The following is a 26,793-nucleotide window of genomic DNA, read 5'->3' as shown; positions in this document are numbered from 1 at the left end:
ACCTCTTCTTAAACCACAGGCATATATCAATGTTAACATCATGCGGTGCTTTAGGTTAATTGGCGCATCTAAAATAGCTTTCACCTCTTCTTTACTCAAAACATTGGGTAATTTATTCTCTTGTCGAGGTCTTTGAATTAAATCTACTTCCAGCGTTCGATTTTGAACTTCTCGAAAAAATAACTTCAATCCATTTACCAATTGATTTTGGTAGCTGGAGGAAAGTTTCCTTTTCATTATATATTCAGTATTGAAAAAGACAAAGTCTTCATTATTAATTTCCTGTAAGCTCTTTTCATGAAAGAAGTTAAAAAATACTATGAGTAGCTCAGTATATGATTTAATCGTATTCTCACTGTATCTTTTATAAATCATATACTTTTTGAAAACAGCCAAACTTTCGATTACTTCGCTGGATAGCTTTTCATACTTGAATAAAGTAATTTCAAACATTTCTCGATACCTCGATGAATCCGGCAAATGCCAAACCTTTAAGGTAGAACTCCATTTTCTTCCTTGGAGCTTTTTGAATCGATTAATCAATTCTAACTTGTTTTCAAATTCTACGGCAATTCGCTGTTTTCCTTCATATTCTATAATCTTAGCTTTAACTGTCGACATCTTGTTGATTTTAAGGTGATTTTGGTATCTTGATTTAATCTAAGATAAGAAAGATTAATAGAATTAACATTACCTTTTTAGAATGTAATTTATTCTTCCTAGTATAGAATTGTAATTCGTATTTGATATAAAACCTATTTAACAATCGATTTATGAATCATCGAGATAATATCCAACCAACTAAAATATTTTCTTTGGGAATCATCCGATTCAAGGAAACCTTAAATCCCGAGTCAAACAAAATTCGTAATTCCTAATTGATTATCCCTAATTGATTATTTTTATAAAAAAATAAAATGATGACTGAATTCAAAGGACATATTCTTGACATATCAAATAAACAAATCATCAAAGGTTCAATTCAAATCGAAAATGGAAAAATTCGTTCCATTACACCTTGCGATGAAGTTCCAAATCAGTACATTCTTCCGGGGTTTATTGATGCGCATGTTCATGTGGAAAGTTCGATGTTAATTCCTTCCGAATTTGCACGATTGGCGGTTAAACACGGAACAGTAGCCACGATTTCTGATCCACATGAAATTGGAAATGTTTTGGGTAGGAGTGGAGTTGAATATATGGTCAAGAATGGGGGGCAAACTCCTTTTAAGTTCTTTTTTGGTGCGCCTTCTTGTGTTCCTGCTACGACTTTTGAAACGGCAGGAGCTGAGATAGGTTTGGAAGATCTTCGTGCAATATTTGATTTACCTCGTGTGCATTATTTAGCCGAAATGATGAATTATCCGGGTGTACTTTTCCGAGATAAAGATGTTATGGCGAAAATTGAATTGGCTAAAAGTCTAAACAAAAGAGTGGATGGTCACGCACCGGGATTAAGGGGTGAAGATGCTAAAAAATACATCGAAGCAGGAATTGAAACCGATCACGAATGTTTTACGAAGGAAGAAGCCCTCGATAAATTGAAATATGGAATGAAAATTCTAATTCGAGAGGGGAGTGCTGCTAAGAATTTTGAAGCACTTTATACTTTGATTGATGAATTTCCGAACGATACGATGTTGTGTTCAGACGATAAACATCCCAACGATTTTGTAGAGGGACATATTAACCAATTGGTGGCACGTGCAGTTGAAAAAGGTTGTGATTTATTCAATATTTTACAAGCCGCATGTATAAATCCAATCGAACATTACAATATGGATGTTGGACAATTAAGAATTGGTGATCAAGCAGACTTCTGTATCATTGAAGATTTGAAGGACTTTAAAGTAAAGCAAACAATCATTGATGGAAATATCGTTTTTGAAAATGATGAAGTTCAATTTCCTAGAGTAGAAGCCGAAATGCCAAATAACTTCAATTGTTCTCCTATAGAATTATCTCAATTAAAAGTGCTCAACACAAGTGATAATGTTAGAGTTATCGTAGTTGAAGATGGTCAATTGGTGACCAAAGAAACGGAGCATACACTTAAATCTGAAAACGGTGAATTATTCGCTGATGTGGAAAATGATATTTTAAAAGTTGTTGTCGTCAATCGTTATTTTGATGCAAAGCCATCAGTGGCTTTTATAAAGAACTTCGGATTGAAAAAAGGTTCAATTGCTTCTTGCGTAGCGCATGACAGTCACAATATCATTGCCGTTGGAACAAACGATGAGGATATTCAAAAAGCGGTAAATTTAATTATTCAAGAAAAAGGCGGAATTTCTCTGGCTAATGGCACGGAAGAAGAAGTCTTAGGTTTGCCGGTTGCAGGAATTATGACAACAGAAAGCGGTGAAAAAGTAGCAGAGCGCTATGAATTTTTAGATCAACGTTCAAAAGAATTAGGTGCTCAATTGAGTTCTCCTTACATGACCCTTTCATTTTGTGCTTTATTGGTTATTCCTCAATTAAAACTTAGTGATAAGGGACTTTTTGATGGTGGAGCATTTCAATTTGTTTCGCTTTACAATTAATGATATTACAATCTCACTATTGAAGGGGACGGAAAATTTCGAGATGAAACTATACGATTTAGTATATTTTTTTTCAAGATTATCTTAATTTTATATTAAACTCACCCTCAAAACTGATATATGGCTCACAATCATAATCACGATCATTCATCAACGAAGAATCTAAAGCTTGCTTTCTGGATGAACCTTGGTTTCTCTATATTCGAAATTATTGGAGGAATTTACGTGAATAGTGTAGCCATTATCTCCGATGCGATTCATGATTTAGGTGATAGTTTGTCTCTAGGTTCTGCTTGGTATTTAGAAAAGAAATCCAAACAAAAAGCTGATTCGAAATATTCTTTTGGATATGCACGCTATTCTTTATTGGGTGCGTTAATTAACAGCGTGATTCTTATTTTAGGATCTGGTTTTGTTATTTATGCTGCGATAGGACGATTAATTCATCCAGAAGAATCAGATGCTTTGGGAATGATTGTTTTTGCTTTAATCGGCGTAATGGTCAATGGAATAGTTGTCATTAAAATGCGTTCTTCAAAAAGTATGAACGAGAAAGTTGTTTATTGGCATATGTTGGAGGACGTTTTAGGTTGGGGAGCTGTGCTAATCGCCGCCATTGTGATTTATTTTTACCCAACTCCTTATATTGATCCCATTTTATCCTTGGCGATAACGGCTTATATTTTATATGGAGTGATTGGTCGTTTAAAAGAAACACTATATTTCTTTCTTCAAGGAGTGCCTAAAGAAATTAATTTAGACGAAATTCAGAAGGAAGTTCTTGCTATTCCACACGTTTTCGATATGCACCACACCCATGTATGGTCACTCGATGGAGATCACCATGTTTTTTCAACGCATTTATGTTTGAAGAATATTGAATCTTTTGAACAAATAACTTTAACCAAAGAAAAGGTCAAAAAGCTGCTAAAAGAGAAAGACTTCAGCCATTTTACAGTAGAAACTGAATTGGATGACGAAGGATGTACTTTTAAATGACTGCAAAAAATGATTAAGGTTTAATTACTATTGTTTAACGAGGCTTCGATTTCTATGTTTCCTTGTTCTCAATGCTTTACATTTCATTTTTGAAGCAAAGATACAGAGCGAGAAACATTGCGAGAGCAGGGAATTACTCTTCCATTTTTAAGCTTGAATTACAACTTTAATCTTTGTGAATATCTGAGTCCTGCTTTTTTTTCTCCTTTTCCCTCTACACCAAACGTCACCTCTTCTCTGTGCACCTCTGTGAAAGCCCTCCATTAACCTCCGTGTTAACCTCACCGCAGGTGAACCCCCCACACGAAACTCCGCGTTCCTTTTTTTCCTCTTTTACTTTTACCCTCTGCGAATCTCCGCCTCTTTGCGAAACTCCGCGTTCCTTTTTTTCCGAGTCAAGCCACGTTAACCATCCGATTTTCATCGGATAAACGTTAATAATTAACCATTAGAAATTAATCCCTTCTCCTTCAAAATAACTTCCATTTCTCCTTGAACTTGCTTTGCTTTTTCACCAGCTTTTTCAGCGAAATCCTCACCGTCTGAAGCATAAATAATTCCACGAGAAGAATTAACTAAAAGTCCACATTCTTCTGTCCAACCGTACTTTGATGTATCAGCTAAACTTCCACCTTGTGCTCCAACACCAGGAACTAAGAAAAAGTGATTTGGAACGATTTTACGCACGGTTTGTATGCTTTCTGCTCGGGTAGCTCCAACAACATACATTAAATTTTCAGGAGTTCCCCATTTAGATGTTTTTTTCAAAACACGTTCATATAGTTTTTCTCCTGACAAGTCTGTCATGAATTGAAAATCCAATGCTCCTTTATTTGAAGTCAATGCCAAAACAATTACCCATTTATCCTTATATTCTAAAAATGGAGTAATAGAATCCTCTCCCATGTAGGGTGCAATTGTTACTGCATCAAAATCCATGTATTCGAAGAAAGTTTTCGCATAGTAACGAGAAGTATTTCCAATGTCACCACGTTTTGCATCTGCAATCGTAAATTTATTCTTTGGAATATAATCAATAGTTTTCTTTAACGATTCCCATCCTTTTGGTCCAAGACATTCATAAAAAGCAATATTTGGTTTGTAAGCAACACAATAATCTTTCGTTGCATCAATAATCTCCTTATTGAATTCAAAAATCGGATCTTCAGTATCCAATAAATGTTTTGGAATACGATCCATATCAGTATCCAATCCAACACAAAGGAAAGATTTCGTTGATTTTATTTCTTGGATGAGTTTTTCTCTTGTCATTACTTACTACTTAAAAAAATAAGAACGGCAAATATAATGAAATTTTGTGGTAAGTGAGTTATGGAATCAAGACTGTCATTCTCTCTTCCACTTCAACAGAAAAATATCCAAGAGCTTGATCCTTAAAATTCGAAATAGGGTTGGAAGGTGATGCATTAAAAAATCCTCCATCATTATAAGATTCCTCAAAGGTTTTAATGAATTGATAGCGATAATAATCTACCGATCTCAATCTAAATTCAATTGTGTCACCGCTTTGATAATAGACAGGAATAGCGTTGTTGTTGGTTTGTCCATCCATTAATTCATCTGTAAACATGGAATATTTAGAGTAATAGTTGTTTTGTGTAAATCCTATTTCTGAAAAACCAGTTAAATAATAATTCTTTTCATTAGCAGGATCAATAAATATAGGTTTTAATGCGGTGGTTGAATTCTCATTATCTAAGGCGTAATAAGTGGTGAGTACAGTGTCTAATATAATTTCAGAGGAGGTTTTACATGAAGCTTCAACTATCTTATCGCCATCTTTCAAACTCAAAGTATAATTAGTATTGTAATTAATATTGTAATTATCTAAACCAAAATATCCGCTATCGATATAATAAAAAGTGCCAATGTTTCCACTTTCATCACTAATGGTAATAATTACATCTTCCGCAGGCTTAAATTCTGGTGTTTCAAAATAATTTATTTCATGAGAAACTTTTATTTTATGAGTGCTTTCATCTTTAACCAAAAGCGCCTCTACTACAAGTCGATCATAATTATTTTGGTATTCCAAATCGACAACTTTTCCACATGAAGACAAGAAGACGATTGAAGTCAAACAAAAAACATATAAAATTGTATTTTTCATGTTATTTAATTTTAAAATTCCACGTAATTGAAGGGACAAACCTGAAGAGAGATATCTTTCTGGCTTGCATTGGACCTGGACCATTTTCTGTATAATCTTGTTCAAACTGAAACATGTAAGCATTTGCTTGTCCATAAGCATTATAAAGAGAGAAATTGAAACTTGATTCATACTTTTCAGTAGATTTCTTTTTCCAAGTTAATCCCAAATCTAAACGATGATATAAAGGCATTCTTTCTTGGTTTCTTCCAGAAAATGAAGTCGATGGATAATAATTTTCTCCTAAATAATAAAACCCAGTTGGGAAAGTAACTGCATTACCTGTATGCAATACAAATGTGGCAGATAAAGTCAATTTTGAATTAATGTCATACATTCCCACTACAGATAAATCATGTGTTCTGTCTTGTCTTGCGTTGTACCATTCTCCATAATTTATTCCTTCCATTTTTCTTTCTGTTCTTGATAATGAGTAGGAAACCCAACCCGTAAAATCTCCTTTATTTTTCTTTAATTGAAGTTCCAATCCATACGCTCTTCCTTTTCCGTACAGCAATTCTCCTTCAATTGCTTTTGTGTAAAGAAAATCAGCTGAATTTCTGTAATCGACCTCGTTTTGTGTCTTTTTAAAGTAAGACTCTATTTTTAGACCCAACTTGTTGTCGTAAAAATTTCTAAACCATCCCACTGCAATTTGATCTGCTATACTTGGCTTGGTATGGTAAGAAGTAAATAAAATAATATCCATTGGATTGGAAGAAATGGAAGGGGATAGAGTATGAATGTTTTGCGTGTTTCTGGCATAAGCAGCTTTGATTGATGTTACCGAAGAAAACGCGTAGGATAGTGCTAAACGAGGTTCAATATTGTAATAAGTTTTTGCAAATTCTCCCTTTCTGAAAAACAAAGAATCGTTTATACTTCCATCTTTATCAAATGTGAATGTTGATTCACCATTTCCTAACACAGAAAAAGTAGAAAAACGTAATCCATAAGTTGCGGTTAGTTTGTTGGTTATTTGAAAATCATCTGAAACATAAGCTGCCATTTCTAAACTAGGTAATGTAGTTGATCGCTTGAATTTTGATTGACCGAATTGATTATCTTGTTCAGATTCAACCATTCCAGGAATGGATTGGTGAAGTATGGCATCTAGTCCAAATTTCAATTTATGTTTGGAATTGGCAAACCATTGAAAGTCTTGCTTTAAATGAATATCATTGATGATTGAGGAAATTCTATACATGTCGTAATCATCTCCATAATTATTCTCACTAATAATACGAAAATCGAAATTACTGTAAATTAAAGAGGTGTTGGAGAAAAGCTTGTTGTTAATGATATGATTCCATCGAATTGTCCCCGTTTTATTACCCCATTGCAGTCCAAACTGACTTTCAGATTCATATATTTCTCCAAATTCATTAGAAGAATAAGATTTATCTTTTATAATGAAGTTATCTCTTCCGAAATATCCTGAAATGAAAATTCGGTCCTTTTCACCTAGCTTATAGTTTGCTTTAGCATTCAGATCATAAAAATAAAGCTGAGAACCCGATTTACGAAGATCCTTAGAGAAACCCTTCGCAATGAAATCAGCATAAGTTCTTCTTCCAGAAATCATAAAGGAACCTTTGTTTTTCACGATTGGTCCTTGTACTGTCAATCGAGAAGCAATCAATCCTATTCCTCCATCTACTTGAAATTTCTTGTTGTTTCCTTCTTTCATTTTTATATCAACAACAGAAGATAATCGCCCTCCATAGTTGGCAGGTTGATTTCCTTTGTATAAGGTAACATCCTTAATGGCATCCGAATTAAAAGTTGAGAAAAACCCTAAAAGGTGTGATGCACTGTAAACTGTAGCTTCGTCCAAAAGAATCAAATTTTGATCAGCTGCTCCACCACGAACAGTAAATCCAGCACTTCCTTCACCTTCATCTTTCACACCTGGTAAAAGTTGTATCGCTTTTAAGATGTCTTTCTCCCCGAAAATCATAGGAAGTTTATCAATATCTTCAATGCGAAGTCGATCCACACCAATTTCAGTGTTGGTTATGTTGTCATTTTCTTTGGTGCCAGATACTGTAACTTCTTCAAATTCTTGAAGCTTTGATTTTAACTGAATGTTCTTCTGAATGCTACTTGATAAATCTAAAGTAAGCAGCAGCTTTTCGTATCCGAAGTAGGAAACAATAATTGAATATTCACCTTTAGGTAAGGTGAGAGAAAAGAACCCATATTCATTGGTTAATGCGCCAAATTTATGATCTGAAGTATAAATCTGTACTCCAATTATTTCTTCTCCAGAACTAAAATCTGAAATAGACCCACTGAAAGTTGCATTTTCTTGGGTGAATGCGAAAAATGTGCTAAAAAGAATGGATAGAAGTAGAAGTCCTTTCATTATTGTGGGTTAAATAGTAGTTGACAAATATAGATAATTATTTATGTATAAAAATTGTAGTTATTTTAACGATTGAATAATCTGATTATTTCATTAATGAATAAATTTAGAATGAATGTCTAATACGATTTTGTAAAATATACAATTCACAATTTTAAATCAGTTAAATCTTTAAGAGATGAGTAAAGTTTTAATTCAACTAGCCCAATAATAATTTCAAGTTAACCAACGTTTTATCATTTTATAACGTATATTAGTTCAGTTGAAATTCTAAATTATGAGACAAGCACTACTATTTTTATTTGCTCTACTTACTTTAAATTCTGGTTATTCACAGTTCAACAGGTCGTATGGAAATATTACAACCACATCTTATTCCTACTTTTCGAATTTCTTTCATATCAGCAATAACAATGAAATGTTGTATACTAATATGTTTATCTCACCCAACAATGAGTTAATTTTAACAACCCAAGAAATTGATGATCACGGTGAAGTCATCAATTTTCAGAAGAATATTTATGTAGATGCTTCCTTTTCTAATGATGTAGGATATATTAATTCTATTTCTGGAATTTTTGATAAAGGTGTACATCGCTATTATGTTTTAATAATTGAAAATGGCAGTGGTGTAAAATTAGTTTGGTTAAAAACAGAAATAGAATCAGGAAATTTATTGGGAATCGAGTATTCTGAAGGTCTGTACAAAGTCGGCTACATGGAAACGAAATTAATTGGTGGTGAGATGGTTTCATATCTTAATAGCGGATTAAGGTTAAAACGAATTGCAATGTCAATAATTGATTTTGGAAGTGTCTTGATTGAAGAAGTTACGACTCATAGTCTAACTTTATATGACATGGAGAGAGGTAAGAAAATGGGAAAATTATTTATGCTGAAAGGCAAAGAGTATTTCATCAATACGCAAGCTGTAAATGATAGAAATATTCTTATTTACAGAAGAGAAGGTCAAAATCAATTTACTAAAATCGATTTAAATCCTAACTACCATTTTAAGTACACGCTAGGAACTACAATTTTCGTGAATGGCGATAACGATATTGTGATTACGGATGGTGAAGTGTTTAACATTATAAATTCTGAAGGAAATTATATCAAAACCATTGATTTGGAATTGGGATATACCTTTGGCTCTGACCAAAACTTCGTTTTTTATAAGGACAATAAGTATTACGTTATCTATTCTGGTAAAATGTCGGGTCCAACTGCGTTATTAATTCTTGATAAGGAATTTAATAAATTGGAGGAAAGAGAAATTAACCAGGTTTTTATAAATAGAGTGGTGGAGCATGATCAAAATTACTATTTGGATGGAGTAATAAGCAATCATGGCAAACGTGTTGTTAAATCAGATACTTTTATTCAAGGTTATATTCCATATTTGGAGAGTTTCGATGAAACATTAATTCTAAATAAAGAAGAGTATTATAATTCCTTCGATTTTCAAAATTGTGATTTGAATATGAACATTGGTTTAGGTTCTAGGGCATTTGCAATGAATGGAATTTCCCCAGGAATTACTTATAAAAACCAACAAAGATTATCTCGAGAACTTTTAGACAACTATGTTGGTGTCGATTCCGATAATAATAAATTCGGAAATACTTTAATCTATCAAACTGGTACAAGTGAATTGCCGGGACCATGCACGAATGAAGAAGACTATGATGAAGTTGAGGAAGCAAAATATAATCGTTCTTATCATTTAAGTAGGCAAATAATTGCTGATCATTTGGACTCTATTCAAAATGGAACCGTTGACTATATTCCTGTATGGGAAATAAGGAATTGGCCAGGTAATGGAAATACTTCGAAAGGTCAAGCGAAAAAATTAGCAGATTTTGTTGATTTCAATAAAAACGGAGTTTATGAACCTATGGAAGGAGATTATCCAATTATTTATGGTGATGAATGTGTTTTTAGCATTTCTCATTATTGGGATGAAGGCAATCAGAATAGAAAATTAGAATTCCATAGCTACATCTATCATTTTGATTGTGATTCAACTTCAACATTTAGAAATGTATTGTTTAGAAAATTAAATGTGATCTCCAGAGGAGCTGATTTAAATGAGTTTTATATGGGTGTTTATCAAGAAGGTGATATTGGTCAATACAATAATGATTATATAGGTACAAATCCAGATCTAGGAATGACTTATTTTTATAATGGTACTTTATCGGACTATTCAAATTATGGTGTAGGATTTAATGATCGATTAGCTGCAACTGGAACAATGATTTTAAAAGGTTTTAAAAATGAAGACAATGGCATTGATGATGATTTTGGAGTTGAAGAAAATGAATCTATCAATGGTTTAGGTTTTGGTGATGGAATCATAGACAATGAATATAGTGGACTGGCTTATTCTGTTCCTTATTATAGATTAGTTGGTTCAGGTTCAAACGCTGATTTAGCTACTCCAACTGATTTGTCTGGCGATGAGAATTTTGAGGGATGGATTAATAATGCTAAAGGATTAACCGCAGCAGGAAATCCCATAACTTATGGTGGTCTTGGATTTGGCGGTTCTGTTCCGACGAAATATGTTTTTCCATGGCAACATGACACCTTTCAATTTGGAACAAGTGGAAATCAGCCACCTTTTGAAAACTGGTCAGAAATGGATATTGACGGTTCAGGAACTGCCAATGAGGAAGGTGATAGAAAAATGTTTTCTAGTTTTGGCGAAACATCCATAAGTCAAGGAGATATGATAACCCTTGATTATGCGTATTTGTTTACAAGAGATGAAGCAAATTCTACTGCGATTACTTCACCACTCCAATCTCTTTTTGAAAAAGGAGATTCAATCAGAAATGCATTCTTATCTAACAATATTTCATGCGGAAAGAATTTTGATGGCTTGATTGTCGAAATTCCAAAAAAGAACCCATTTATAACTGGTCAAATAAATATTTTTCCAAACCCATCGAGTGGACAATATAAAATTACTGGAATAGGGAAAGCAAACACAATTACGGTGTATGGTTTGAATGGAGCTAAAGTAAAGGATATCACAAATTATAAAATCGGAGAAATTATTGACCTACAAAATGTAAGGGGAGGAATTTACTTTTTTCATATTGTTGATCAGTACCAAAATGAAGTTAAAAAAGTAATTAAGAAATAAANTTCATATTGTTGATCAGTACCAAAATGAAGTTAAAAAAGTAATTAAGAAATAAAATTTCTCCCGACTAGCTAAACCCATCACCTTTCATTCCGATAAAGTGAAACGCCGAGGAGTCTCTTTTGACAGATATTCATTTTACCAAAATGAATAATCTTTTCAGTCAAAACAGAGTCAGAATAATTAAATTCCCACAAACAAAAAAATGGGTTACACAATCAGCGTAACGCATTTTAATAAATTTATCCTTCAATCTTTCAATCTTTCAATCCTTCAATCCTTCAATCCTTCAATCCTTCAATCTTTCAATCCTTCAATCTTTCAATTTTAGAATCAAGTAAAATTCCAACAATGAAAAGAACGTTTTGTACACTTAGCGAAGTGATCTCATGACCAAAGGGAGTATAAAAGAGATTCCTCGGCATTTTAATTCTTATGAAAGAATTAAAATTTTGTCGGAATGACGACTCATCTTGTTGGTTTTCGGGAGAAATGTTACTCAAGCGAAGCTTGAGTAACATTTCTCCCGACTAGCTAAACCCATCACCTGTTATTCCGACAAAGTGAAACGCCGAGGGATCTCTTTTGACAGATATTCATTTTACCAAAATGAATATCCTGTGCAGTCAGAGCAGAGTCAGAATAATCGAATTCCAACAATCAAAAAATGCGTTACACAATTAGTGCAACGCATTTGAATATTTTTGAGTTAACCAAAATTCGTAATTCGTAATTAAAATATTCGTAATTATTTAAGCAATCCCTTCCTCACCTTTCAATTTCTCAGCATTTTCAGCCATTTTCAAAGAATCAACCATTTCCTGAATATCTCCGTTCATAAACGACGAAAGATTGTACATTGTTTTGTTGATACGGTGATCCGTAATTCTACCTTGAGGATAATTGTAAGTTCTGATTTTAGCAGATCTATCTCCTGAAGAAACCAATGACTTACGCTTTTCAGCACGTTCTTCCATGATTTTGTCCAATTGAACTTGGTATAATCTTGAACGTAAAACAGTAAGGGCTTTATCGTAGTTTTTGTGTTGAGAACGACCATCTTGACATTCAACAACAATTCCAGAAGGCGCGTGTGTTAAACGAATGGCTGAATCCGTTTTGTTTACGTGTTGACCCCCAGCTCCAGAAGCACGGAAAGTATCACGACGAACGTCACCCATATTCAATTGAACATCTACTTCTTCCGCTTCAGGTAAAACTGCTACGGTAATGGCAGATGTATGAACACGACCTTGAGATTCTGTTTCAGGGACACGTTGAACACGGTGTACACCAGATTCAAATTTCATCGTTCCATAAACTCCATCTCCTTCAATGTTCATGGAAACCTCCTTGTAACCAGTTGTTCCTTCGTTGGAGTTGATGATTTCAACTTTCCATCCTCTTTCCTTGAAGTACATGGTGTACATACGGTAAATATCTTCAACGAAAATACAAGCTTCATCTCCACCCGTTCCAGAACGCAATTCTATAATCACGTTTTTGTCGTCTTCTGGATCTTTAGGTATCAACATGAATTTGATTTCTTCCTCCATTTCTGGACGTTGATGCTCTAATTCATCTAGCTCCATTTTCGCCATTTCTCGCATTTCAGGATCTTTCTCCTCTGCAAGTAATTCACGTGACGAAGCGATGTTTTCTAAGACGTTTTTATATTCTTCGTAAACTTTGTCGAGTTCCTCTAAATCTTTGTATTCTTTGTTCAGCTTAACATAGCGTGTCATGTCCGAAATAATGTCAGGGTCAACGATTAATTGACCAACTTCCTTAAAACGGTAATGTATAGCTTCTAATTTGCTTAATAATGTATTATCCATAAATGTGATTAATATTCAAAAGTACCGAATTCCGATGTAATCGTAAGTTTTTTACTTTCACTTTCTTCTACGCGACCAACAATTTGTGCATCAACATTAAATGATTCTGAAATCTTAATAATGTCCTGTGCAATTTCTTCAGGTACGTAAAGTTCCATTCGGTGTCCCATATTGAAAACTTTGTACATCTCTTTCCAATCCGTTCCAGATTCTTCGTGAATCGCTTTAAATAACGGTGGAATAGGGAAGAGGTTATCTTTAACAATATGTAAATTATCTATAAAGTGCAATACTTTAGTTTGTGCACCACCACTGCAATGAACCATTCCATGAACGTCTGCACGGTGATTGTCTAAAATTTTCTTAATGATTGGAGCGTAAGTTCGCGTTGGAGAAAGTACTAATTTTCCAGCGTCAAGCGCACTACCTTCAACTTCATCCGTTAATTTGTAATTTCCACTATACACTAAATCATCAGGAACACTTGGGTCAAAACTCTCTGGGAATTTCTCTGCCAAATATTTATGGAAAACATCATGACGAGCAGAAGTTAATCCATTCGATCCCATTCCTCCATTGTATTCTGTTTCGTAAGTTGCTTGTCCAGACGATGAAAGTCCAACAATTACATCTCCAGGTTTTATGTTGTGATTAGAAATCACATCTTCACGTTTCATTCTACAAACCACAGTTGAATCTACGATAATTGTACGAACCAAATCTCCAACATCAGCAGTTTCACCACCAGTTGAGTCAATTCCGATTCCCATTTCACGTAAATCAGCCAATAATTCTTCAGAACCATTAATTAACGCAGAAAGAACCTCTCCTGTAATCAAGTTTTTGTTACGCCCGATAGTAGAAGAAACAAGGATGTTATCCGTAGCTCCAACACATAATAAATCGTCAACATTCATAATCAAAGCATCTTGAGCAATACCTTTCCAAACAGAAATATCTCCTGTTTCTTTCCAGTACATGTATGCTAAAGCAGATTTTGTTCCAGCACCGTCAGCATGCATTACAACACAGTGGTCTTCGCTACCAGTCAATAAATCTGGAACTATTTTACAAAATGCCTTAGGGAAAAGTCCCTTGTCAATATTTGCAATTGCATTGTGCACATCTTCTTTCCCTGCGGAAACACCTCTTTGATTATAACGATTATCTGCCATGATTCTTTTACGATTATGAAAACGCAAAGATAATTAAAATTTAAGAGTTGGTTGTGTTGTTGATTCGTTAATTCGTTAAGTTGTGAATTTGCTGATTTTTTAATGAGTTTGTTGTACAATTCGTAATTAAAATATTTATAATTCGTAATTGTTTCAGCGTCCTTTTCTGCCTCCATCTCCAATCTGTTTCCTGTTTTTGCCACGCTGTAAAATCCCCAAAAAGGAGCATTCCGTTGGTCGCTCTTTTCGTGAATACAGCTGAGCAAACCAGTTCAACAGGATTTCCGTTTCCGTCAGGGCCGGTGAAGATGCTAGTTCCTTTAAACACAATTTCTAGTAAAGAAAGGAGGAATGAAGAAAATTGTAAGTCCACATATTTTAAGATATAGCTTTGCGACACATTTATTAGAAAACGGAACAGATTTGAGATGTTTTCAGTCTTTGTTGGAGCACAGCAGTAGTAAAACAACTGAAGTTTATACCTTAATAGCAGTAAAGCAACCAAAAAATATTAAAAGTTCAAAAGAATTGTTAAATTTGGAGTAATCACATAGGCGATATATGCGCAATGCGTATAGCCAATTGTTGTGCATAACCAGAAAAATGAAGAAACTTCTGATAATACTTTTAATTCTTGGTGTGTTTTTAGTTGGTGTCAACTTCTTGTTGCAGCGGTTTTTCTTTAAATCACATTTAAATGAATCTCCAGAAATAACTGAAATTAAGTTAGATAATTTTGAATTCAATTCAAGTAAGCCATTCTTCTATTCTAAGGGTGGTAAAATTTATTACTCATCAACTGGTAAATTAATTCAAAACCAAAACCCTGTTTGGACAACACAACCAGAAAAGGTTTACGTTTCACCTAATAGTGAGTTTGCAATAGTTTATACTGATAAAGAGCTAACACTTATTGACAAAAAAGGAAAAGTACTTTTCACAATTGATGATTGTACAGGACTTTATACCGTACAGGATGAGCGTAAATCCAAAAGATTCTTAAGTACTGACATTCAATGGTTACCTAACTCAAAGGGATTCTTAATTTCTCAAGATAGAGTTTGGGACAAAAATTTTAGTGATAAAAACAAAACTTCAATTTATAAATATGAGATTGACACTAAACGATTTTCTCCGCTGATTCATCTAAATGAAGAATGTACAGGTGATTTTTATCCATTTAAAGATGGTGAGCATTTGTTCTATGAGTATGCAACGGAAGATGGCGATTTAGCCTTTAAGAAAGTCTTTATAAGAAGCAATGAGATAGTCTCGAATCATTTTCAAGATGACTCCTTGAATTTGACTGGAATCAAGTCCGAAGAGTTATTTATCAATTACAATGACTATAAATCTACATTTCAAGGAAATAGCCATGATGGAACTAAAATTATTGTTGAATCTTGGGGTAATTTATACTTTGATGACAATGACACCACGGTCAATCTATTAAGTGGCACAAGAGGTAAGAATGCATTTAAGGGGAACTCCTCCGGATTTTCAAGTAATGGTTATTTTTTACCTGGAAACCGTTATTTCACTACAACGATAAAATCAAAAAATGTAAATGGAACTTTAGTGGTAGACACAGAAACCTTTAAAACTATGATATTGGATGATGAGTATGAATTTTACTTCAATGTAAATAACTCAGACTGTTCAGAACTTGAATTCAGACACGCGATTGTACCACGAGTGCGATTTGCAACATCAGTGAGCAATGAATTACATTATAAATAGGCAATGCACAACAAAAGGTATATAACAAATGGCATTTAGTGGTTTGCGTTCATTCTCAGATCGCTTTTCGTTTTCTGCAACGGGCGACAGATATTCGCTTCGAAAAGCCATTCGTTACATACCCAAAACGTAGTGCATGAAGCCCACAACAGAATTAACATATAAACTAAATGATGATAGCTTAGATGCTTTGAGGTCTGCTATTGGTGAAACTCTGTACATTGTATTTGCACCGACCTTATCAATATCCGCATCAAATAACCTTGTTAGCTCATCCTCGTTCTCCATTAGTTTGGAAAAAGGGTTTTTAAACCTTTGGACTAATGAACTAGATGGTAAAAGCTTATACTGGCAGATGCACGTTGATTGTAATTCAAAGCCTAGAGATATTAAATATGAAAAAGACAAGCAATTTAAACGCTACGAACTGCATGAACCATCCGATATAAAGCTAAAAAGTAGTTCAAAATTGAAGAGCATTGATATTTATTCCGATCGTGACACTCAAACATTTAATGCAGAATCTTCTACACTTTATTCAACTATTTTCGACCATAGTATTGTTTTTAATTTAGAAAATGGTGACACTTTTTGTGTTTCCGTTGATATTGGAATGCCAGATTCAACGGTTATCGGATGTGACGCTAATAGCATACAAATACTGCTGGAAGATAAAACTCTTAGGCTAACAATTTGACGCACTATAACATACACTATGCTTAATGCCGAAAAGTGTATATTCGAGAGACGGCACAAAGCATAGTGCCGAACGTTATGAGCAACGTAAACACACTAAAGAATAAGAACACCATTTTAAAATAAAGGAAAAAACAGAAAATTATTATCAAAAGTAGTTTGTCTTAGACTCCTTTTGCCCAGCATTCGATTAGCCTAATAAAATTTCAGTTCAATAGAGAGTTTTATATTACTCATCTAATAATAATAGTTTTACTCTGCACTTATTTTGTTTAACCTAATTAGATAAATACCTTTATGAAAGTTAGTGGCCTTGTAATGACCTCTTACATATTAGAAGTAAAACTACTAAGACGTATTTCCTTTGGCTAGAAGTAGGGGTACATACCGTGTATAATGATCCTTGTTAAAACCTGAAGGTAATTATTTTCAAATACTGATATTATGTTAAAATTATTGACCTTATTTATTTTTTTAATTATTCATGGTTATCATCTTGCTCAAATTCAAGTTGTTGATAGTTTGAGTTCTGAACCAGTCCCATTTACTCATATTCGTGCCGTTAAGAATAATAAATATGTAATCTCCAATCACGACGGCTACTTTTTTTTGGATTCATTACGTTTTAATAATGATTCTTTAATCATTTCAAGTATTGGTTTTGCGACAAAAAAAATTGCAGTAAAAAATTTACATTCTTCGAGTAAAATACCATTAATTCCAAAACAACAACAATTAGAAGAAGTAGCTGTTGTTCAAAAAAAAGGCAAGTATAAATTGAAGAAACTTGGCGTTACTAAAAAGCCAAGAAAATTATTTCCTCAATATGGAATAACATCTCAGAATGGAACTATACAAGCAGTTCATATTCCAAACATTTATTCAGCTCCTGGGGTATTAAAATACGTCAATGTGTACATTACAGATAATGGTTATCCCGATGGTTATTTTAGAATACATGTTTATGATGTTTCTTTGATAGAAATAAAACCTGACAAAGAACTCACTTCTTCTAACATTGTGAAGTCAGGAACGAAGGGGAATGAGTGGGTGAAGTTTGATTTAATTGAAGAACGTATAACGATAGGGGAAAATGGGTGTTTCATTGGTATTGAATGGTTTGAAAATACGGATTCAAAACGTTACCAAGACACCTTGATATATAAGACCACTGTGATTAATGGTGATTATCAAAATGACACGCTCGTTACCGAAGTTAAAAGTGGTGATGGTGTTGTTCTTGGAGCCAGGTACGAACTTTACCAAAATGCTAAGAATAAAATTTGGTATAAACTTCCCTTTGATGCTGAGTGGCTCAAATGGGGTGTATTTATGGCTAAATACCAACATGAACTTCATGATTCTCTGATACCGTATTTCTTGCAACAAGTGGATTCGACAGATCATTCTTTTCTAGTGCCATGTATTAATATAACAGCATCCTTCTCAAAAGGAAAAGCTGAACTAAATTATATCGAGCCACAAAATCAAAAATTAGATCAATTTGAAAGTATTGACGAGGACATATCCATGTATCCACAATCAAGTGTTGTCGAATTGTTCAACTCCCTAATTGCAGCATTTGAAAATGATGATATTATCTATGCTATGAAATATTTATGTGTTTATAGAAATGATGAACTAGAATCCATGATTAACAGTTTAGAGGATAATCATATCAGGACGGGTAATTACTTTTCTGAAACGGATAAAAACCAAATAATCAAACATTTTAATGAAATTTTAGAAAATATGAGTGTTGATTCAATAACCAAAATAGATGCTCAACATTTTGAATTAAAAGTTAACAATAATAGTTCCAATTTATTCATAGTTGAGGGTAAATGGAAACTTCAGCCTGTCACTTTTAAATGAATCATACATTTGATTTTTTTCAAGACTATTAATGAGCTGAAAACGCTAAGTTTGATATTAATTTGCGGTTGATTTCAAAAGTCTTCTACCCTTTTCACCTTTAGGAATGAAACTTAGTCCACTTATTTTTCTATTAGTTTATGTTCTTGTTCAACCTAAATTCGTACTTAGTACACGATCAAGAAGTGCTGAATTCAGAAGGAATTGTAATTTCGGCTATTCAGTATTTAGCTAGCCCTTTGGCAGGTTTGTAGTTTTCCACAATAAAAATAATTTGGTAAAATACTTGGTCTATAATATAGGAATAATTTCCGTGACAAAACAAATATCTATAACACAGCCTTTGCTGTCAGCCTGTCAAAACCTTCGATTTTTACACTCATGTAAATGAAATGTTTGTATCTTCGATAAAACATTTAGCAAACAGGGCGCCGCAAAGCCTCAAACGTTAGCGGCAACTAAAAAGAAGAAAAATCGAAATGAATATAAATCCTGTCAAGTTAATCCTAATAATTCTTGTTTCAAGTAACTTGATTTCTTGCAATGGACAAGTAAAACCTGAGCCTAAAAAGGCTGAAATTATACCTTTTGAAATCGGTAAAAGGGTTACAGACCTTGATAACCACATTTGGGCAGTTTATCAAGACACAAAAGGGGATTTTTGGTTTGGAAGCAACGGAAATGGTGTTTATCAATTTGATGGAAAAAAAATGCTTAAGCAAATTACAACAAATGATGGGTTGGTTCATAATCAAGTTCGGGGAATTCAAGAAGATACAAAGGGTAATATTTATATAGAAACGGTAAAAGGTGTAAGTAAGTTTGATGGAACAAAATTAACTACACTAAAAGTTATAAAGCCACCAAATAGTAAATGGAAAAATGAACCAACTGATTTGTGGTTTAATGGAATTGGTGATTATTTATATCGCTTTGACGGGGAATGGCTTCACGATTTATCGCTTCCTAAGCAAGATTCTTTATTATTTAATTTAGATTCTAATATGTCTCTTGAAGAAATGAAATACAGCCCTTATGCTGTTTATGGTATTGATAGAGATAAAGATGGAAATATTTGGTTTGGTACGATTAAAGCAGGTGCATTTCGATTTGATGGAAAATCGTTTTTATGGATTGGAGAGAAGGAGCTCTCAATTCTTCCAGACGGAAGAGTACCTGGTGTACGCTCAATGATTCAAGATAAAGACGGATATTTCTGGCTATCTAATTTTTATAATAAGTACAAAATTAATCCTGATCTAAATAAAGGGTATGAAAAGGTGAAGGCTGTAGATTTACCCAAAGAAATAGTGAAAGATAAAATTCTTTATTTCAATTCTGGAATATCTGATAGTGAAGGTGATTTATGGATGACAACTTATAGAGGTGGTATTTGGAGATATGATGGGAATAGACTCACAAACCAAGAAATTCATAATGGAACAGAAAGCGTTTTGTTGATTTCTATTTATGAAGACAAATACGGGACAATTTGGTTGGGAACAAATAATGACGGAGTCTACAGGCAGAATGGAGATAATTTTGAAAAATTTGAATTAAATAAATGAAAGCAGCCGCTAACAAAGTGAATAACGTTCATACGTCCTAGACGGATGTACGCCGCATGCACAGAGCGTTAGGCACAAGTAAAATATGAAACGACAAATAATATTTATAATATTTCTGACAGTAATTTGGTCTTGTAACCAACCTGCGGACAAAAAAAAGAAGTCAGAACAACCAAAACAGACAAAATCTGAATCGACAACTGATGAACTTTCGGAAGTCTTGACCTTCGACTACCAAGAGTTTGAAATTAAAAACGGACAACTTGGAGAAATCAAACTCGGTATGACGATATCAGAAGCAGAACAAAAATTCGAAGGACTTAGAAAAGAAGTCGGACAGGCAACTAGTTTCGGTTACGGTGGTGGAAGTCCAGCTTACTTATACTATGACCAAGATAAAGTAGCATTTGGACTAATTCCGACACTTAATACGGAGACAGTTTTACTAATAATAGCGGCTTCACCTAATTTGACGACAACTAACGGACTCAACCCAAATTCGACTGTAAAACTGATTTCAGAAAAGTACCCCCAAGTAAAAGTCAATCAAGATTTAATGAATGGGTGGGAATACATTTCTGATACAACTAACAATTGGGATTTTGTATTTATGACTGACGAAACAACAGTTGGAGACTATCCTGAATTGGAAGTCCAGTCTGACCTCAAAAACTTGGATATTAAAGCAGATTGGATAACTATAAAGAAAAAGCCAGTACCCAACAATTAATCATCAATAAATCCAAGTAAACCTTGAATTCTTTACTCTTGATCTTGAGCTCTGCCTTTGGTGGCGGGTTCGAAGCCTAAAAAAAAACTATGGGAATTCAATACCAAATGGTGTGATTGTATTTCTAAAAATTGGACTTTCTATTCTTAAAAATAAGCTGTTTTGTCAAACAGGAACACTTTTTAGCTTCTGATTTGCTGAGATAATGCGGTTTTAAGTATTGATTTTGACAAAAGCTTTCATTTAAAGCATAGAAATAGCTGTCCGTATGCGTTATAGATTTTAAAGAGCAGACTGCTATTTGTTTAAAATTCATTGTTTGCTTTCAATTTTGATGGTGGACCTCTTAACCCCAGAATTAACTCTTAAATTTCAAAAGCCATCCCTTCACATTTTGGACATAGCTTTGCAACTTATCATTTAGAATTTGGAACAGATTTAAGATCTATTCAATTTTTAATCGGCCTCAAGGTAGAAGGATAGAAGTAAATAGGCGAGTAATAACAAATCAGTTGAAAAATATCAAAAGTCCAATTGAATTATTAAATTTGGAGTAATCACAAAGGCTGAATATGCGCAATGTGTAAAGCCAATTGTTGTAGCATATAGACCATGATGAAACCATTATTCAAAATATTGATTGGTATATTAGTACTTTTTATTTTTATCTATACTGGTATTCCGTTTGAAGTTCAGAACCCTAAGATTGAATCAATCTTTCGCATACTCTCATTTACTCTTATTTTCTTTTTGCTATTCACACTTTTTAAACAAGTCAAGAAGTTAAATCATAGCTTACTGAAGTTTACAACTTACGTAACTTTAGGTCTACTTTCTTTGCTTTTCATATTTGGAGCAATATGGAATAATATTATTGTATTTGAGAAAAATGAAAGAAACTCTTGGAATAACATGCAGATATACACTAATGAAAAAGGAACAAAAATAATTAGGCAAATAAGAGAAACAAGTGGCTCAATTTATGACTACAGGGATCGTCTTGTTATTTTTGAGTTTGATAAAAATAACCGGATTTCAATAAATACCAACTTGAAGGACCATAGAGAAACTTGGACTATTGAAGACGGAAAAAATAATTAAGAACTAAGGATACCATATAAATAAGATACGTGCAATAACATCAAATAATCACCAGCGGCGAACGTTCATAAGTGGTAGCCGCATGTGCCTATTTGCAAAACGTTAGCAACAAGCTAAAAAACCGAACTGAAGAATGAAATTTAGAAAAGCAATCAAAAATGACGTTGACAAAATTGTGGAAATGATTGCGGACGATGAACTCGGGACGACAAGAGAAAACTTTCAAATTCCGTTACCGTCTGAATATCTTGTCGCATTCGAAAATATAGATTCTGACCAAAATCAGGAACTGATTGTTGTAGAGAACGAAAATTCTGTAATTATAGGGACCATGCAATTGTCATTTATTCAATATTTGACTTATCGTGGCGGAATTCGAGCGCAAATAGAAGCTGTAAGAATTAGAAAAGACCAAAGAGGACTTGGAATAGGAAAAACAATGTTTGAATGGGCTATTGAAAGGGCAAAGGAACGAAATGCTCATTTACTTCAATTAACAACAGACAAGAAACGGCCAAAAGCAATTAAATTCTATGAAGATTTAGGATTTAAAGCCACTCACGAGGGAATGAAAATGCACTTTAAATGAAAAAAAGCCAGCAGCCAACAATTAACCATCAATAAATCCAAGTAAACCTCGACTTCATTTACTTGATCTTGAATGCTACCCTAGGTGGCGGATTTGAAGTCCAAAAAAAAAACATAGGGATTCAATACAAAAAGGTGTGATTATACTTCTAAAAATTGGACAATACTCTTCATAAATCAATGTGATTATTTAGATTTGTGTAATAAGATCGGGGAGAGGGTATACTTTTAAACGCATTTCTGTGAGAGGTTTAGGGTGGTATTTTCTTTACTTACTTGGGTACTAATATCTTATACGGTATTTAAAAAAACGTCCATGAGACAAATAACAATCATATTATTCGGACTGACTTTGCTTCTTTTTACATCTTGTGGACAAGGACAAATCAAAACACCTGAAAACGCAATGACAGAATTTGAAGAATTTAAAAACAAAGATAAATTTCTACAGGATGATAAATTATTTTATCCAGGCATTAGCGACCCGTCACTAAATTCAATATTGACCGAGAAAACTAACCTTGCATCTGACGACTTTAGAAATCTTGCTGATAAAGGAACTGCTACAGATAAAGAATATCAAGACGCCATTAAGAATGGACTACAACGTTTTGATGAAATTTACCTTCAACTTGATACAGAAGATAGAGAAAGATTATGCTCGTATTTTGAAGAGCTAATGGATATTGTTGGTCTTGAAAGTTCTGGAGGACATTTAAATAACTTTATGTATGGTTTTGACCCTACCGAAAATTAAGCAATGAAGGAATACTCGCTAACAGGTTGGAAAGACTATTGGGAATTATTCGACGAGTTGATTGAACAATTAGATTCTGATAATAAAATTGAAATTACAACTGAATTTAAAGAGGCTCAGAGATATCTAAACGGTTTGACAGATGGTTGGTATGATTTTAAAAATGCCTTTGAGAAGTCTCATAAAACCAATAGACATAAATTGACAGTCCAACAAAATGAAATAGCGGATTTTTTAATGAAGGCATTAAATGAGTCATTAAAAAATAGATGAAAATAAAGACACTCTTAAAATAAACAAATGATATTACTTCAAGCAGCTATTTTAGTAGGATTTCTTATTCAAGGATTTTTTTCGATATGTGTAATTGCGCTCACTATACCTTGTTATCTTTGGATTTCTCGAAGATTAAAAAGTAAGTTTAAGAGCAATAAAACTTTAATTTATATTTCATCTTTTTTACTAGCTTTAATGAGTTCAATAATCATGTCATTACTTTTAATAATCTTCATTATTTTCTTGGTCGATTTATCAGGGTTTACAATTGATTAAAATTTCCATTACTTAGAAAACAGTGTTTCGATCTTACTCCGTGTCTCTCTGTGAAAACCCTCCTTTTTCCTCCGTGTAAAAACACCTCACCGCAGGTGAACTCTTCTTTGCGTTCTCAATTTGCCGTAGGTAAATAACCTCTGCGTTTCTTTGTGTAAAACCTCAGTGTACCTTTGCGGTTTCTTTTTCTACACCATCCAGCACTTCTCATGTGTCTCACTTTTCTTTCTCTTCAAATTATCTCAACCACAACAAACCTCCGTGTACCTTCGTGAAAACCCTCCTTTTTTCTCCGTGTAAAAACACCTCACCGCAGGTGAACTCTTCTTTGCGTTCTCAATTTGCCGTAGGTAAATAACCTCTGCGTTTCTTTGTGTAAAACCTCAGTGTACCTTTGCGGTTTCTTTTTCTACACCATCCAGCACTTCTCATGTGTCTCACTTTTCTTTCTCTTCAAATTACCTCAACCACAACAAACCTCCGTGTACCTTCGTGAAAACCCTCCTTTTTTCTCCGTGTAAAAACACCTCACCGCAGGTGAACTCTTCTTTGCGTTCTCAATTTGCCGTAGGTAAATAACCTCTGCGTTTCTTTGTGTAAAACCTCAGTGTACCTTTGCGGTTTCTTTTTCTACACCATCCAGCACTTCTCATGTGTCTCACTTTTCTTTCTCTTCAAATTATCTCAACCACAACAAACCTCCGTGTACCTTCGTGAAAACACTCCTTTTTCCTCCGTGCAAAAAACTCACTACAAGTGAATTCAGCTCAACGTTCTCAATTTGCCAAAGTTAAATATAGCCTCTAAGTCCTTAGCGAAAACTTTTGCATACCTTTGTGGGTAACCTTTCTCCCCCTTAAACTTGAAATAAAAAGGCCGTCCTTCCAAACGACCTCAGTTCATTTAAAGAAAGTTTATTTTTTAACTCCACTTATTCAAAAGAGAATTCTCATTGTTTACAACTTGCAGTTGAATATGGTTTAAGAGATCATCTAAAATGCTGTAATTGGTTTCCTTTTTTAATAAATCATTGATTTCAATCTTTTTTTCAGCTGAAGAATGTTTATCCATAAAGTCATTATATTCAGTCAACTTTGACTGCAAATCAGTGTAGGAGAAATCCACTTTTGTGTTTAATTTCTGCCTTATCTCATTAACAGATTTAATAATCGATCTTGAATGCTTTTTTAATAAAGAAATTTCGATTTTGTTTGTGTCGATGATATTGTACAATTCTTGATTTGTATTTTCTAATGTTTCGATTTTCTGATCATAATATTCTTCATAAATCTCTTGCTGATTATTTGTTTTTGAACTGTAGCCTAAATTCTGTAGCGCAAACAACATTCCTCCGCAAGCAACCATTAAAACAGAATTAATTATAGTGTTAAATCTGAGTTCTGGGCGCTTTATACGCGTAATGTAGTAGAGTGGAACATAGGTGAAAGTAAAAGCAATAACTCCAGAAAACATTAGAATGTTTGCGTAAGGCCAATGCATGAGTTTAAATAGAATTCCAATGGTCATAACTATTGCGAGTAAAAAGCCCAAACTAAATACCCATTTATCCGTTTTACTCTCCTCATCTCTAAACTTTAGAACAATGAGTAAGGGTAAGAAGACAAGACTAAAAAGTCCTCCTGCTAAAATTATTACCACTGCAGCACCAGGAAGGTGGAATGATTTTAAAAAAGCTCCTAAAATGGTGAAAACTGCAATTGTAAAACCTGTTATTTTCAATGTATTTTTCATGGCGTAATAATTTTTGAATTTTAATAAAATCTCGGTCTCTTCCTGGATTTCCTTTAAATCCTTTTTGAAAAACCGAGGCATGATTTTTTTATAGAATTCATAAAAGTCTTCACTATCAGATTTCTCATTCTCGATGATACAGCAAATGTGATCAAGTAAGTTGTATTGCAGATCTTCAATAACAACTCCATTGGCTTTAATATCCTCTAAAATGAAATCTATTTCAACTTCTGTAATTTTATGCATTACTCGTTTTTGAATCAATGTCTAATAAATACTTCATTGTTTCGATGAAGTCGGCAAATTCGTTCACCTTAACTTGAGCCGTTTTCTGTCCTTGGTCAGTAAGTGTATAATATTTTCGCACTCTCTTCCCAATGTACTCCTTTTCAAATCCTATATCTCCCTTTTTTTCTAATGAATGAAGAGTAGGGTATAAGGCTCCTTCTGTGATTTGGATTTTACCATTAGTCATTTCTTTTACTGTTTGAGTAATTTCATAACCGTACATTTTACCTCGTTCCTTTAACAGGTTTAAGATAATTGTCTTTAATGTTCCTTTTATTAATTCTGATGTATACATAAGACAAATATACATAAGAATCTTAGGTAAACAAATTTTATACATAAGTTTCTTAGGTATAAAAACAAAAACTGTCTAGAATTGCTGTAAACAGGGAGATGTAGGAGTGGTTTTTTATTTGTGATTTTTGAATAAAAGGATAATTCATTCTTGATTTGACTTAATTTCGAGCTCTAAATAAATATATTCAATCTGTAATGTCTCGATTTTTTGATCAAAATGCTCTACTAGAAAAATGAAAATATTTATTCATGTCTATAGGATATTGAACTTTTCTTCTGTGCATCGCCTTTTTCCTTCGTGTAAAAACTCACCGCAGGTGACTCTCTTCTCTGCGTCCTCAATTTACCGAAGGTAAATACAATCTCTTCGTTTCTTTACGAAAACCTCTGCGTCTCTTTGCGGTTACCTTTTAAACCTTCCACCACCACCGCAGGTGAACTCTTCTCTGAGTCTTCAACTTGCCACACCTAAACAAAACCTCCGCATCCCTTTGCGAAAACCTCTGCGTCTCTTTGCGGTTACCTTTTCTAAACCTTCTTCCACCGCAGGTGAACTCTTCTCTGAGTCCTCAACTTACCACACCTAAACAAAACCTCCGCAT

Annotated in this window: 20 protein-coding genes and 1 pseudogene; 13 read left to right on the top strand and 8 right to left on the bottom strand. The window is 33.7% G+C overall.

Annotated elements, in window-relative coordinates; translation table 11 throughout:
* A partial coding sequence (locus C6368_RS14280) for a tyrosine-type recombinase/integrase (protein WP_159038614.1) occupies positions 1 to 621 on the bottom strand: 621 nt, incomplete at its 3' end.
* A 299-nt stretch (positions 622 to 920) separates the two neighbouring features.
* Between C6368_RS14280 and ade the strand changes: the two genes are divergently transcribed.
* Positions 921 to 2,543, top strand: a complete 1,623-nt coding sequence (ade, locus tag C6368_RS14275) for an adenine deaminase (RefSeq protein WP_107039903.1) — start codon at positions 921 to 923, stop codon at positions 2,541 to 2,543.
* A 120-nt stretch (positions 2,544 to 2,663) separates the two neighbouring features.
* Positions 2,664 to 3,542 carry a cation diffusion facilitator family transporter gene (locus C6368_RS14270; protein ID WP_107039902.1) on the top strand — a complete coding sequence of 293 codons (879 nt, stop codon included), beginning with the start codon at positions 2,664 to 2,666 and terminating at the stop codon, positions 3,540 to 3,542.
* Positions 3,543 to 3,983: 441 nt separating this feature from the next.
* Here the strand turns inward: C6368_RS14270 and pyrF are convergent, their stop codons facing one another.
* Genes pyrF through C6368_RS14250 form a run of 3 tightly spaced genes read right to left on the bottom strand, consistent with a single transcriptional unit; the run spans position 3,984 to position 8,080 of the window.
* Positions 3,984 to 4,814: an orotidine-5'-phosphate decarboxylase gene (gene pyrF / locus C6368_RS14260; protein ID WP_107039900.1), complete on the bottom strand. Its 831-nt coding sequence runs from the start codon at positions 4,812 to 4,814 to the stop codon at positions 3,984 to 3,986.
* A 58-nt stretch (positions 4,815 to 4,872) separates the two neighbouring features.
* Positions 4,873 to 5,673, bottom strand: coding sequence for a DUF4249 domain-containing protein (locus C6368_RS14255; RefSeq protein WP_159038613.1), 801 nt, complete (start codon positions 5,671 to 5,673; stop codon positions 4,873 to 4,875).
* A 1-nt stretch (position 5,674) separates the two neighbouring features.
* A complete protein-coding gene (locus C6368_RS14250; RefSeq protein WP_107039898.1) occupies positions 5,675 to 8,080 on the bottom strand; it encodes a TonB-dependent receptor in 2,406 nt (801 codons plus the stop codon).
* A 277-nt stretch (positions 8,081 to 8,357) separates the two neighbouring features.
* Between C6368_RS14250 and C6368_RS14245 the strand changes: the two genes are divergently transcribed.
* A complete protein-coding gene (locus C6368_RS14245) occupies positions 8,358 to 11,234 on the top strand; it encodes a T9SS type A sorting domain-containing protein (RefSeq protein ID WP_107039897.1) in 2,877 nt (958 codons plus the stop codon).
* Positions 11,235 to 11,986: 752 nt separating this feature from the next.
* Here the strand turns inward: C6368_RS14245 and prfA are convergent.
* Positions 11,987 to 13,072 (bottom strand): peptide chain release factor 1, encoded by a 1,086-nt coding sequence (gene prfA, locus C6368_RS14240; RefSeq protein ID WP_107039896.1) that lies wholly within the window; start codon positions 13,070 to 13,072, stop codon positions 11,987 to 11,989.
* An 8-nt stretch (positions 13,073 to 13,080) separates the two neighbouring features.
* Complete coding sequence (locus C6368_RS14235; protein ID WP_107039895.1) at positions 13,081 to 14,247, bottom strand: AIR synthase related protein; 1,167 nt, start codon at positions 14,245 to 14,247, stop codon at positions 13,081 to 13,083.
* A gap of 345 nt (positions 14,248 to 14,592) precedes the next feature.
* On the opposite strand from C6368_RS14235, the pseudogene C6368_RS14225 reads away from it, so the two are divergent.
* The 10 genes and pseudogenes from C6368_RS14225 to C6368_RS14180 form a co-directional block, all read left to right on the top strand.
* Positions 14,593 to 14,793, top strand: a pseudogene (locus C6368_RS14225) (tyrosine-type recombinase/integrase); the annotation flags it as partial.
* 57 nt (positions 14,794 to 14,850) lie between these two features.
* A complete protein-coding gene (locus C6368_RS14220) occupies positions 14,851 to 15,987 on the top strand; it encodes a hypothetical protein (protein WP_107039892.1) in 1,137 nt (378 codons plus the stop codon).
* A 136-nt stretch (positions 15,988 to 16,123) separates the two neighbouring features.
* The gene (locus C6368_RS14215; protein WP_107039891.1) at positions 16,124 to 16,684 is read left to right on the top strand and encodes a hypothetical protein; all 561 of its coding nucleotides are present in this window, start codon (positions 16,124 to 16,126) and stop codon (positions 16,682 to 16,684) included.
* A gap of 443 nt (positions 16,685 to 17,127) precedes the next feature.
* Entirely contained in the window at positions 17,128 to 18,558 is a 1,431-nt protein-coding gene (locus C6368_RS14210; RefSeq protein WP_107039890.1) for a carboxypeptidase-like regulatory domain-containing protein, read from the top strand.
* 479 nt (positions 18,559 to 19,037) lie between these two features.
* On the top strand, positions 19,038 to 20,126 hold the full coding sequence (locus C6368_RS14205) for a ligand-binding sensor domain-containing protein (RefSeq protein ID WP_107039889.1): 1,089 nt from the start codon (positions 19,038 to 19,040) through the stop codon (positions 20,124 to 20,126).
* 85 nt (positions 20,127 to 20,211) lie between these two features.
* Positions 20,212 to 20,856, top strand: coding sequence for a hypothetical protein (locus tag C6368_RS14200; RefSeq protein WP_107039888.1), 645 nt, complete (start codon positions 20,212 to 20,214; stop codon positions 20,854 to 20,856).
* Between the two features lie 612 nt (positions 20,857 to 21,468).
* The gene (locus C6368_RS14195; protein ID WP_107039887.1) at positions 21,469 to 21,957 is read left to right on the top strand and encodes a hypothetical protein; all 489 of its coding nucleotides are present in this window, start codon (positions 21,469 to 21,471) and stop codon (positions 21,955 to 21,957) included.
* A 133-nt stretch (positions 21,958 to 22,090) separates the two neighbouring features.
* The gene (locus C6368_RS14190; RefSeq protein ID WP_107039886.1) at positions 22,091 to 22,546 is read left to right on the top strand and encodes a GNAT family N-acetyltransferase; all 456 of its coding nucleotides are present in this window, start codon (positions 22,091 to 22,093) and stop codon (positions 22,544 to 22,546) included.
* Positions 22,547 to 22,861: 315 nt separating this feature from the next.
* A complete protein-coding gene (locus C6368_RS14185; RefSeq protein WP_107039885.1) occupies positions 22,862 to 23,302 on the top strand; it encodes a DUF4844 domain-containing protein in 441 nt (146 codons plus the stop codon).
* A 3-nt stretch (positions 23,303 to 23,305) separates the two neighbouring features.
* A complete protein-coding gene (locus C6368_RS14180) occupies positions 23,306 to 23,575 on the top strand; it encodes a hypothetical protein (RefSeq protein ID WP_107039884.1) in 270 nt (89 codons plus the stop codon).
* Positions 23,576 to 24,775: 1,200 nt separating this feature from the next.
* Here the strand turns inward: C6368_RS14180 and C6368_RS14175 are convergent.
* Positions 24,776 to 25,852: an MFS transporter gene (locus tag C6368_RS14175; protein ID WP_107039883.1), complete on the bottom strand. Its 1,077-nt coding sequence runs from the start codon at positions 25,850 to 25,852 to the stop codon at positions 24,776 to 24,778.
* Positions 25,845 to 26,189, bottom strand: a complete 345-nt coding sequence (locus tag C6368_RS14170) for a PadR family transcriptional regulator (protein ID WP_107039882.1) — start codon at positions 26,187 to 26,189, stop codon at positions 25,845 to 25,847. The genes C6368_RS14175 and C6368_RS14170 overlap by 8 nt, the downstream gene beginning before the upstream one ends.
* Between the last annotated feature and the right edge of the window lie 604 nt (positions 26,190 to 26,793).

Source organism: Brumimicrobium mesophilum, from assembly GCF_003025005.1.
GTDB lineage: Bacteria > Bacteroidota > Bacteroidia > Flavobacteriales_D > Crocinitomicaceae > Brumimicrobium > Brumimicrobium mesophilum.
The sequence above is the reverse complement of the archived record's forward strand: the minus strand, read 5'-3'. Positions and strand labels throughout refer to the sequence as shown.

Coding starts and splice junctions, on each gene's coding strand:
- ade (WP_107039903.1), top strand. CDS start 921: ATGACTGAATTCAAAGGACATATTCTTGACATATCAAATAAACAAATC.
- C6368_RS14270 (WP_107039902.1), top strand. CDS start 2,664: ATGGCTCACAATCATAATCACGATCATTCATCAACGAAGAATCTAAAG.
- pyrF (WP_107039900.1), bottom strand. CDS start 4,814: ATGACAAGAGAAAAACTCATCCAAGAAATAAAATCAACGAAATCTTTC.
- C6368_RS14255 (WP_159038613.1), bottom strand. CDS start 5,673: ATGAAAAATACAATTTTATATGTTTTTTGTTTGACTTCAATCGTCTTC.
- C6368_RS14250 (WP_107039898.1), bottom strand. CDS start 8,080: ATGAAAGGACTTCTACTTCTATCCATTCTTTTTAGCACATTTTTCGCA.
- C6368_RS14245 (WP_107039897.1), top strand. CDS start 8,358: ATGAGACAAGCACTACTATTTTTATTTGCTCTACTTACTTTAAATTCT.
- prfA (WP_107039896.1), bottom strand. CDS start 13,072: ATGGATAATACATTATTAAGCAAATTAGAAGCTATACATTACCGTTTT.
- C6368_RS14235 (WP_107039895.1), bottom strand. CDS start 14,247: ATGGCAGATAATCGTTATAATCAAAGAGGTGTTTCCGCAGGGAAAGAA.
- C6368_RS14220 (WP_107039892.1), top strand. CDS start 14,851: ATGAAGAAACTTCTGATAATACTTTTAATTCTTGGTGTGTTTTTAGTT.
- C6368_RS14215 (WP_107039891.1), top strand. CDS start 16,124: ATGAAGCCCACAACAGAATTAACATATAAACTAAATGATGATAGCTTA.
- C6368_RS14210 (WP_107039890.1), top strand. CDS start 17,128: ATGTTAAAATTATTGACCTTATTTATTTTTTTAATTATTCATGGTTAT.
- C6368_RS14205 (WP_107039889.1), top strand. CDS start 19,038: ATGAATATAAATCCTGTCAAGTTAATCCTAATAATTCTTGTTTCAAGT.
- C6368_RS14200 (WP_107039888.1), top strand. CDS start 20,212: ATGAAACGACAAATAATATTTATAATATTTCTGACAGTAATTTGGTCT.
- C6368_RS14195 (WP_107039887.1), top strand. CDS start 21,469: ATGATGAAACCATTATTCAAAATATTGATTGGTATATTAGTACTTTTT.
- C6368_RS14190 (WP_107039886.1), top strand. CDS start 22,091: ATGAAATTTAGAAAAGCAATCAAAAATGACGTTGACAAAATTGTGGAA.
- C6368_RS14185 (WP_107039885.1), top strand. CDS start 22,862: ATGAGACAAATAACAATCATATTATTCGGACTGACTTTGCTTCTTTTT.
- C6368_RS14180 (WP_107039884.1), top strand. CDS start 23,306: ATGAAGGAATACTCGCTAACAGGTTGGAAAGACTATTGGGAATTATTC.
- C6368_RS14175 (WP_107039883.1), bottom strand. CDS start 25,852: ATGCATAAAATTACAGAAGTTGAAATAGATTTCATTTTAGAGGATATT.
- C6368_RS14170 (WP_107039882.1), bottom strand. CDS start 26,189: ATGTATACATCAGAATTAATAAAAGGAACATTAAAGACAATTATCTTA.